A 10,181-nucleotide genomic window follows, 5' to 3' on the forward strand; every position below is an offset into this window, starting at 1 on the left:
GGTCTACTCCGACTGGAGATCCCGAAGGGATCCACGGACAGGAAGAGCCCGAAGGCACACGCAGGGCGGCCTGTCCGTTGTTGCACGCGTTGCGCGAGCTAGTCCGAATGCACCGGCTACCCGGGGCACCATGGTCCGTTGCCGAACCAATTGAGCGAATCCGCTCAACGAGTCACGACGACGTCGTGACTTCATCTCTAGGCCAGCAGCAGCCATCTCCTCACCTCAACGACTCAGGGTAGTAGGGAATCGACGTCACACTGATCTGCTGCGGCTCGACGCGCCGCGGTCTCCGCTTGCCAGCGGCTAGCTCAGCAATGCCCCTCTCGGTAACCTTGTTGGCACTGTCGATCCAGCCCTCGGTCAAGAGGTATGCCAACAAACCGTCGACTTCCGCCTGGTTCATGTGCAATGCGTTTCCTAGAATGTCGGCGCGTTGAGGGGAAGCGCGCAGCAGCGCGAGTGTCGCCAGGATGTCCCGATTACTTTCCCGCTGTTGCTTGCGTAGGCTGACGGCGAGCCGCTCCTGTCGGACGGCGGCGACGATTTCGTTATGCGCGACTGGCACATCGGAAGATTCGGCAAGTTCGCGAATCATGCCGCTGGGAACCTGTCGCCCGCTGCTCCCGGCGAATAAAGGCTGCCAATCAGCACCGCGCTGTCGAAAGATTTTGGGGATTGTGTTTGGCACGCGATCCTGAAACCCGAACAGGCCAGCGTGTTGTCCATAGCCCAAGCGATCCCTACCCTCCCCGTAGCGATCGCACAACGCGAGCGCGGCCTCAATGTCGTTCGAGGCCCAGGGCAGACCACGGATAGTCGGGGCGTGACGAACGAATCGCAACGAGTCGACCTGTGGAAGGTCCCCAACGACTTGCTTACCGTTGGGTGACACCGCAAAGGCGAGGACTATGAGTCGTATCCAATGAAAAGAGCGCCAGCTCTTCAGGGTCGGATTACGCAGCAACGCCTGGACATACTTCGCCACCTGGCCGCCCGTCTCGATGGTGTCCGACACCACGATGATGGTCCGTACTCGCTTCTTGCGAAGTTCAGCGATCAGCGCCGTGGGCGGAATAACACCTCTCCGCTGAACATCCCGAAGCAAGTGACCGATAAGACCTTCGCTTCCAGGCATGGAGGGGATGTCCATCCCCGGTTGAAAATTGTCGAACGCGGTCAGAGGTTCGAGCTTTGGCAGCTTGTTCGAGTGTCGAATGTCTCCAGAGTCCATGGCCGGTAGCACCCACACGGTCCCCGCGCTGAGTGCTGCATCAATCTCTTCCGCGACGAGATCTATCAGCGACGCTCGTGCAGTGGTCCAACTGTCAAGCACGAACGCATCTAGCAGTCGTTTGGCTATCTCACGATCGCCGGACGGAAAGTTGTCGAGCCAAGCGATCCCTGCCTCGGTGTCCGACAGTGCCATGAGCGCGCCCTTCTTTCCCCGTCATCCTGACAGCATGAGCGGTCCGGCTGGTCTGGGGCGCTGCGCATGTTCTGATTGTGACCATGGCCGCCCCTCTGCGAACGACGAACCAAGGACGGGCGGCCGGTCCGCACTCGGGCGGCACGCTGACGCGCGGCCTGTGACTCTTACTACCGGAAACCGGGACTTCCTGCCCGATCCTGGTGCGAGCACCGCGCGAGAAGGAAGGCCTGTCGAGCAAAGAAGCCACAGGTCTTGTCCGCTCCTCCAGGTGACGCCCGCTTCACGTTCGGCGCCTTGGTCAACGAGCGCCGCACAGTTACCGCCCCTGATCGTGGGGGCGTGAGCGCGGGATCCCTCGCAGCCGGCAGACATCGAGCCAATCAGCTCGTCGTCCAGCGCCTGGAAGCGATGAGAGCCATTTGTCAACTGTCATGCGACACCTTCAGTGCGCGCAGGGCGACCGCACGTCGGTTCTCCGGGGTCGCAACGGCACGGTTCGGGAGCGACTTATCGAACTGTTCGATCTCGTCCGCCAGCTCACGACGAACCCGATCAAGTCCGACTGTGCGATCGACCTCGGCGAGATTAAGGTCGCCAACCAAAGTCGGCGGGTCGGGCACCCCTAAGGGCACTGCGCGACTGACCATCTGCGCGAGGAGATCCAGCAATGGCCATGAGCCGTCAGCCAGATGCTTGTCTGCCCAACGGCGCACTGCGCTTTCGTCTGCCGCTAGCCACATGCCGAATAGGTCCCAGATCTCGGTCGGGTAATCGAGCGGATTGGTATCTCCCTGGGCGTCAAAGAGAGTCGATGCACGCGCGGCGAACTCCGTTTTCGCGGCTGCGAATTCCGCATTCCGCGTCTCCGGCGGTGCCATCCCGCCCCGAAGGACCGAAATCACGTCCTCCGCGAACCGCAGTGAAGGGTCCTCGTCCGCCATCGCGCGAACAGCCGCAAGAGGGCGATCACCGCGAAGGTGGGTGAAGTGCGACTGTGCAAAGTGGACCGTCTCTCGGTAGGGCGTGCCCGGCAGGTAGTCAAGCGCAGGGAGTCGGATTGCCTGTATCGCCAGCCACCGCAGCACCACCACGCCATCCACTCGTCCGGGGTCCCAGTATCGGTTCAGCTTTCCGATGATCAGCGAGGTCTCGTCAGGCCACTTACGCTCAACGACCTCCCGCTCCGGCCCCGAAGCGCCAGCAATGATCTCGGCGCATGCCTTCTCCACGGTGCGATCTGACAGGTCATCGTCCGGAACCCCGAACGCGAAGAACCGGTCGAAGTAGTCCTTGTGCGCGATGCGTCCGTGGCGGACGCTGCCGACGTGGCCGGACCGCTCTACTCCCCACTGCTCCGCGAAGTTCGGAAAGAGTTGGCTCAGCAAGTCAGCGACGCCCGACAGCTGGGCGGAGTCCACTCGACTACGGGTGAGCACATCACTCCAGTAGGCGTGGTCGGCGCCGGCATCGCGGTCTCCTGGCCAGATTCGGCCAGTCGGGTCGAGCTCGCCGAGCAGGCGGGAGCGCTGATCGATGATCGCGCGATACACCAGCGGTTCCGAGGCCCGGATCCAGCTCAAGATGAGGAAGTCCACAAAGTCCACCTCCTGGGATAAGCCGGCGGCCAGCGACTCAACTTGAGCCAAGAACCTCTTGATGGCTCTTGGGGTCTGTAGGCGGGAGCGGATGTGGCTGTAATACGCCTGGTCGAAGCGACGACGTTGTTCCTGGTCCATGGTCACAGAGAGCCGCGCGGCGAGCTCGCCGACTTCTCTGTCTATCCAGGTCGCAAGTTGCCGTTCGCGCACGGGCGGCACGTCTAGTCGCAGCTGGACGATCTTTTCCATATAGTCCAGCGCGCGCCGAGCGGAGCCTTCCCCGATGAGGCCAGTTCGGCTCAGAGCGTCGAGGAGCGTGTCTTCGTCGTAGGCCAACAGATAGTAGACGTTCGGGAGGCGGCCCGCGAGGCGTATCAGCTTGAAGAGGAGCAGGAGCTCTTGCGGGTCCAGCCGATCAACGTCATCGATCACCACGAGGACTGGCCTGTCGACTTTCAGAAGCGCCTTCTCGACCGCGGCCTTGGCCTCGAGTACACCGACATTGCCCCGAGTAGCATTCGCCGCTTGTTCGATTATCCGAGTTGCGTCGACACCTATAAGACCACCCAAAGCGCCCAACGGCGCCACAGTCTCCGCGAACGACGCGATTCCCTCTCGAACCTTCTTCCAACTCGCACCGCTCGGTACGGCCTCAGCAAGCTCGCGGAAGAACGCTTGCTGAAGCGACACGAGGTCCTGGTAGTACCACGGGTTGAACTCCGCGACTATCCAACGCCGCCGCGTTCCATCGATCCTCCGAAGCCTTGTCGTCACCGCATTCAGGACCGTTGACTTGCCGAGTCCCCATCGGCCGACTACAGCTACGACTGTGGACTCGGAGCGTGATCCGACGCGCTCAAGAAGTGTGACGATACTGTCCAGGAATCCGGCACGCCCGAGCGCATCCTCGTCGGGGTCTGTCAATGCTTCGTCGGAGAAAGCACCACCAGCGGGATCCTGTGTCATTAGGCGAGAGTAGCCAAGTGAGGCAGCCGCGCACACGCGCGCACACGGAAGCGCAGACCATTCGGTCGCAGGGGAACGCTTTGCCTGACGAAGCGCGACGCCACCAGTCGCCTTGCGCCAGCCGGTCGGCGCCCTGCTCAGCTCTCGGCGACAGTTCGCTCTCGTTGGATCGGTCACGAGCGCCCGCGTGAAAGCTGCACGCCAACCCACCTTCGTGGCTTCGCGTCCAGAGCGGGGCCTAAGTCGTGTGCCTCGATGCGAGCGGCCGGCTCAGCGTCTTCGGCTGCCATTACCTGCATGAGTCGTGCTAGGTGGACCAGGTCCCATGCCTCGGTGAGGCTACTCCATGGTGAGTAACATCCGAAGTCGGCAGGTTTCAACGTCTGACCAAGTTGGGTGCAGAATCGATCGCAACCGCCAGGAGAAGCCTCGCGGCCGGTCCCTACGTTTGAGCAGCGGATCCGCCCACCGTCTCCATCAGATGCGAGGCTGAGCGAGGAGCTTGTGAACGCTCGTCGAACAGCTCCGGTGTGCGTCCACCCGGCAGAATACGAGGCATGTCTATCCTGTCGGAGATCATCGACGGTGCTAGCGGCGACGTCGTCGGCACCGGCACCATACTGCGCAAGGCGCTGGTCGTCGCCAGCCGCTTACAGTCCTCCGACCTGAAGCGCTGGGTGAGAAACGAACTCGACGGATACGACCCCAAGGCGCCCGAGACACTGCCGTCGTATCGTGGCCCGTTCGCGATGCAGGCCGACGGACTGTTCACCAACGAGTTCGGCACGCTCCGAGCGCGATACCAGCTCGGCTCCAACAGCGTCGCGGACTCGAAGGTGCGCTCGTATCTCTTCGACATCAGGCTCGTCCAGCCCATCGCCGAGCTTGAGGATCTCGCGACGTCGCCTGTTGCCTCCGGTGCGCATCCCACGATGGCGTGGGACCAGACCAAGGTGGCGGCTTGGAACACACTCATCGAGGCCGGAAAGGTGCCCCGTCCGGGGGAGCTCCACCTGTTCAGTGCGCGCCAGACCCTCCCGCAGTCGTTCCTCGCGGGGATCATCGGCCAGGTCCGGACGACGTTGCTGTCTCTCGCGCTTGACCTGGAGGAAGCGGATCCCGCGGCCGGAACCACAGAAGGTCCCACGGTCGCCGATCCGGAGATCGCGGATGCCGTGCGCGCGAATGTGATCCAGATCAACAACTACGGCTCGAACAACCCGATCACCCTCGACAGGACGAGCATGACGACGGGCGATGCCACGGTCATTCACGGCGACGTCGAATCGTTCGTTTCCGCTGCCGCGGCGTACCTGTCCTCGGAAGGGCTTGCAGAACTCCAGCAGGCGGCGACGGCGCCACCCGAGAAGCGGGAAACGCGCCTCACGCGGGTGCTGCAGCGCGTCGAGGACGGCGCGATCAAGGTGGCCACTGGCGTCGGCACGAACGTCGCCGTCGCCAATCTCACGACGCTGATTTCTCTCTATCTCGGAACCGGATGACACGGCGCCTTCGGTCGCCGTTACGATGTCCGTCCCGTTGAGAGGGTGCGGTATTCGTGCCGCGGGCGCCGCGGATCTAGACAAGCTCACGCCCGGGCGGAAAGCCCGCCGCCCTGGTCACCGTTGTGAGTCTCGCGTTTCTCGCACACGGCCACCCCGGGCTGACGTTCGAAGTCATCGCCATCGAGTTCATTCCCGCGCTGTGGAGGATCGGCTCAGCAACCACCTGTCGGCGGCGCAATCCGCTCCGCGCATTGCGCCAAGGCGGCTGACGCCAAGCACAAGGATTGACCGCGAGGGGGAAGAGCATCAGCCGTCGACCCCTCCTCCGCTCGATGGCCTCCTTCTCGGGCTACCGAGCGGGAAAAGAGTGGATACGGTCCATGTGACTGGGCGGTGTCGGCGCCAGCCGGGGCGTGGTGCCAGGTGTGGCGACATGCGCATCGATACACTCAGGTGACAGCCTGCCAGACCCAGTCAGGACCGCACTCGTCGCAAAAGGAGGTCAGGCGGTGGCAACCAACGATCAGCTCAAAGCCCTCGTGAAGAGTCACGCCGACGGCGACGACCCACAGTTCTACGCGGTGGCTATGCAAGTCGCGGCCAAGGCGGCACGGTCTGGGCAGTCGAAGTTCGCGCAGGACCTCCGCGACCTGGTCGAGGATCTGCGCCAGCGCGGCACCGGGTCCTCACGCGTGGCATCGGTGGTCCCCGTTACGCAGCCTCGCGGCGAGCTGAGCTCGCTCCTCACCGTCAGCTATCCCGACGCTCGAGTGGGCGATCTGGTCCTGTCCGATGATCTCGGAGAGCGTCTGCGGCATGTCCTACTTGAGCAGCGTCAGCGAGACACGCTTGCGCGACATGGACTCCGTCCGGCGCGGCGGCTGCTGCTGATCGGCCCCCCCGGTACCGGCAAGACCTCCACCGCTCGTGTGCTCGCGGCCGAGCTCGGGCTCCCGCTGTTCGCGATCCGCCTGGACACGATCATCACGAAGTTCATGGGGGAAACGGCGGCGAAGCTGCGGCTGATCTTCGACGCGCTCGTCGAAACGCGTGGGGTGTACCTGTTCGACGAGGTGGACGCCCTCGCCGGCGACCGCGCCGCAGCCAATGACGTGGGTGAGATACGCCGAGTGCTGAATTCGTTCTTGCAGTTCCTCGAAGAGGACACCTCGGAGAGCGTGGTCGTCGCCGCCACGAACCATCCGCAGCTGCTTGACAATGCGCTGTATCGACGGTTCGACACCGTGATGGACTTCACGCTTCCCAACGACGTCGGCGCCCAGGCGGTCATCAGGAACCGGCTCGCGCATTTTCACATCAGCAACCTCAGCTGGCCACGCGTGCTGGAGGCCGCCCGCGGACTCAGCCATGCCGAGATTGCGACGGCCGCGGAAAACGCGGCGAAACGCGGCATCCTTGCGGGCAGGACGCGGGTCCTCACGGGCGACCTTGTCTCGGCCCTCGAGGAGAGGCCCCGGTCGTTGGCCCCGGTGACAGATGCGAGTAGGCGGAATGGCTGAACGTGACCGTCCGCACGTCGTCGTGCCCACCGAGCCACGTTCCGAGCCCTTCACCATCCCCACCGGTGGCGGCGCGAGCGACGGGCCGAGCTTCTCGGGCGATCGCCGTCGCCACGGCTCCGCGCTCGTAGAGCAGTACCAGAACGCGGTGGCGGCTACACCCGATGCGCCAGCGGTCGAGGGCACCTATCTCTCGTTTCTCTCCTTCCCGGGCCTTGAGCTCGCGCTGGAGAGTCTGGACGTGCAGCGGTCCGGTGAGCAGCCTGAACTGGTCGCGGTGCGGGAAGCGGACTCCGCTGGTGGCGCGATCCAGATTGCGACCGTCTACATCCCGGACGGGAAAAAGGAGTACTTCCTCAAGCGCCTCACCCAGTACGTCCAGTCTGCTGGGGAGGACAAGGCGCGCAACGCCACTCTTGTGGAGGGCATCCAGACCATCCGGCGGGCGACGATCCGCGAGCTCTGGACGGATGCGGACGACGCCTACCCTGCTGATCCCTCCCAGGCGCGATGGTGGGAGGTTTGGCTGCGCAAGCGCGACGGCCACGAACTGGAGCGGTTCAGCGCCTTCGCTACGGCCCACGGGCTCCGAACCAGCGATCACTACCTCGGCTTTGGCGACAGAACTGTCGTGCTGCTTCACGCGACGGCAGACCAGCTCGCCGAGGCCTTCCGTTCGCTGGACGACATCGCCGAGCTTCGAGAGTCTCACGACGTTGCCAACTTTCTCAGTGAGCTGCCCGCCTCCGAACAGGCCGAATGGGTCGACGATCTCCGCCGGCGCCTCCGCCCAGCAGCGTCCGGTGCGCCCGTCGTTTGCATCCTGGACACGGGCGTCCAAGACGAGCATCCGCTGCTGACCGATTCGATCACCGCTCCGGATCTGCATGTCGCAGACCCGCTGTGGCAGCTCCCGCCCGTGAACCGTCACGGCACCGAGATGGCCGGGCTCGCGCTCTACGGCGACCTCCACGGCGCTGTGGTGGGTTCGGGTGCGATCGACCTTCGCCATCGCCTGGAGTCGGTGAAGTTCCTTCCAGACCGTGGAGACAACGACCGCGACCTCTACGGCGCCGTCACGGCCCGCGCGGTCGACCAGCCGGAGATTCAAGCAGCGGACCGGCCGCGGGTGTTCATGCTCGCGATCACCGCGCGGCACCCGAACCCGCCTGCCGACGGAGATGCTGCGGCGGTGCCCGAAGCGGGCAAGCCGACCTCATGGTCAGCGTCGATCGATGCGCTGGCGTTCGGCCGCGCGATCGACGACACCGACCCGAAGTTCACCTATCTCGACCGTGACGAGCCTCGGCGGCCGCGGCTGTTCGTCGTCTCGGCCGGCAACATCCGCGACATCGCTGTCGCGGACGACCATCTCGACCGCAGCGACCTGGAACCCGTCGAGGATCCCGCCCAGTCGTGGAACGCCCTCACCGTCGGCGCCTACTCTGCACACGACGACATGTCCGGCGCGCCCGCGGACTTCGCTGGATACCAGCCCATCGCGCCGCGCGGCGAGCTCTCGCCGGTCAGCCGCACCTCGGTGCTGTTTGATCGCAAGAAGTGGCCCGCCAAACCCGACGTGGTCGCCGATGGCGGCAACGTGGCCGCCTCACCCGACATGACCACGGCGGACACGCCGGAGAATCTCGCACTGCTGACGACGCGTTTTCGCACGCCAGGGGAGGGCTTCTTCACTACAACACGCGACACGTCCGCCGCTACAGCCTCCGTCGCCGCGATCGCCGCCGACATCTATGCCGCCTACCCGGACCTGCGCCCCGAGACGGTCCGCGCGCTCGTGGTGCACTCCGCCGAGTGGACCGACGCCATGCGAGCCCGCCTCGACGCCGAGTCCAGCAAGACGGCCCTGGCCGCGCTCCTGCGCCGCTATGGGATGGGAGTGCCGGACGCGAGCCGCGCGCTCTACAGCGCAGCCGATGCGCTCACGCTCGTTGCGGAGGCGACGATCCACCCCTACGAGCGCCAGGGGATGAGCAACGCAGGCAAGACCCGCGAGATGAACCTGCACGAGCTGCCGTGGCCGATCGTGCAGCTCGAGGCGCTGGGTGCCGCCCAGGTTCGGATGCGCGTCACCCTCTCCTACTTCGTGGAGCCGAACCCGTCCAGTCGTGGCTGGACCGGCCGTTACATCTACCCCTCACACGGACTCCGGTTCGCGACACGCCGCCCTGAGGAGAGCGTGGAGTCATTCCGCCAACGCATCAACACCCGCGCCCGCGTCGGCGGTGAGAAGCCACCCAGCCTCGACACCGAGTCCGGGTGGCTTTTCGGCAGCAACCAGCAGCAAGCCGCAGGCTCGCTCCACACCGACATCTGGTCCGGGAGCGCCGCAGCCCTCGCGAGTAAGGGAGCGATCGCCGTGTATCCGGTGGCCGGCTGGTGGAAGAACCGTGCGAGGGACGACCAGAGCGACCAGGGCGTCGACTACTCGCTGATCATTAGCATCGAGTCCCCCGAGGTTGAGGTCGACCTGTGGACGCCCGTCTACCAGCAGGTTCGCGGCAGCATCGAGATCACGACCTGACGATGGCCGCTCTCGACGTTCCTTTCCTCTTCAGCGCGCGGCCTGCGGCCGGGGCGGCGTGAACGGTGACGCTAGAAGCGGGGGGCAGGGAACCGTGATAACAACACTTCTGCTGGTAACTGTTGGACAATGAGGGCCGTGGCCAGAGCCAGACAATTGGCATACGGTCGAACGATTGAGAACCCTCCATCGCGGTAGATGGGCTCTACATCCCCGGCCCGCGCCCCGCACTCGGCACCCCAACCACCGGCCCCGTCACCGTGGCTGCCTCCCGTTTCCGCGCCGCACGCCGTACCTCGGCCTGCGCCGCGCGCACAGCATCCTGCATCGTCAGCTCTGGAGTGCCGCGCTGCATCGATTCGGCGAGGCACTCGCGGGCCGCGGCGTCGGTCCGCGCGACGACGACAGCGACGTTGCTCAGTCGACCGCGCGTGAGGCCCACGTAGAGTCCCGCGGCGTCGACATCGGGCCCGACCACCGACGCGTCGGCGGTGTCGCCCTGTACGCCGTGCACGGTGGACGCGTAGGCGAGCTGCAGGTGCTCGCGCGCGTACTCTGCGGACACATGCGCCACCTCGCCGCTGTCGCTCACGGAGGCGAGGGACAGSATGTGTC

Annotated in this window: 5 protein-coding genes and 1 pseudogene; 3 read left to right on the forward strand and 3 right to left on the reverse strand. The window is 64.9% G+C overall.

Annotated elements, in window-relative coordinates:
- Positions 1-220 precede the first annotated feature (220 nt).
- The gene (locus tag DC432_RS16240) at positions 221-1,429 is read right to left on the reverse strand and encodes a phosphoribosyltransferase-like protein (RefSeq protein WP_133177961.1); all 1,209 of its coding nucleotides are present in this window, start codon (positions 1,427-1,429) and stop codon (positions 221-223) included.
- A 425-nt stretch (positions 1,430-1,854) separates the two neighbouring features.
- Entirely contained in the window at positions 1,855-3,996 is a 2,142-nt protein-coding gene (locus tag DC432_RS14970; protein WP_133177962.1) for a P-loop NTPase fold protein, read from the reverse strand.
- 557 nt (positions 3,997-4,553) lie between these two features.
- Between DC432_RS14970 and DC432_RS14975 the strand changes: the two genes are divergently transcribed.
- The 3 genes from DC432_RS14975 to DC432_RS14985 all read left to right on the forward strand — a co-directional run bounded on the left by DC432_RS14975 (position 4,554) and on the right by DC432_RS14985 (position 9,566).
- Positions 4,554-5,498, forward strand: coding sequence for a hypothetical protein (locus DC432_RS14975; RefSeq protein WP_116538542.1), 945 nt, complete (start codon positions 4,554-4,556; stop codon positions 5,496-5,498).
- Between the two features lie 512 nt (positions 5,499-6,010).
- Positions 6,011-7,021: an AAA family ATPase gene (locus tag DC432_RS14980; protein ID WP_116538543.1), complete on the forward strand. Its 1,011-nt coding sequence runs from the start codon at positions 6,011-6,013 to the stop codon at positions 7,019-7,021.
- The gene (locus tag DC432_RS14985; RefSeq protein WP_116538544.1) at positions 7,014-9,566 is read left to right on the forward strand and encodes a S8 family peptidase; all 2,553 of its coding nucleotides are present in this window, start codon (positions 7,014-7,016) and stop codon (positions 9,564-9,566) included. The genes DC432_RS14980 and DC432_RS14985 overlap by 8 nt, the downstream gene beginning before the upstream one ends.
- A 205-nt stretch (positions 9,567-9,771) precedes the next feature.
- Here DC432_RS14985 and DC432_RS14990 read toward each other — a convergent pair.
- Positions 9,772-10,181 (reverse strand): annotated as a pseudogene (locus tag DC432_RS14990) (AAA family ATPase); the annotation flags it as partial.

The organism is Microbacterium testaceum (genome assembly GCF_003075375.1).
In the GTDB taxonomy this organism is placed as follows: Bacteria; Actinomycetota; Actinomycetes; order Actinomycetales; family Microbacteriaceae; genus Microbacterium; species Microbacterium testaceum_E.

Coding starts and splice junctions, on each gene's coding strand:
- DC432_RS16240 (WP_133177961.1), bottom strand. CDS start 1,429: ATGGCACTGTCGGACACCGAGGCAGGGATCGCTTGGCTCGACAACTTT.
- DC432_RS14975 (WP_116538542.1), top strand. CDS start 4,554: ATGTCTATCCTGTCGGAGATCATCGACGGTGCTAGCGGCGACGTCGTC.
- DC432_RS14985 (WP_116538544.1), top strand. CDS start 7,014: ATGGCTGAACGTGACCGTCCGCACGTCGTCGTGCCCACCGAGCCACGT.
- DC432_RS14970 (WP_133177962.1), bottom strand. CDS start 3,996: ATGACACAGGATCCCGCTGGTGGTGCTTTCTCCGACGAAGCATTGACA.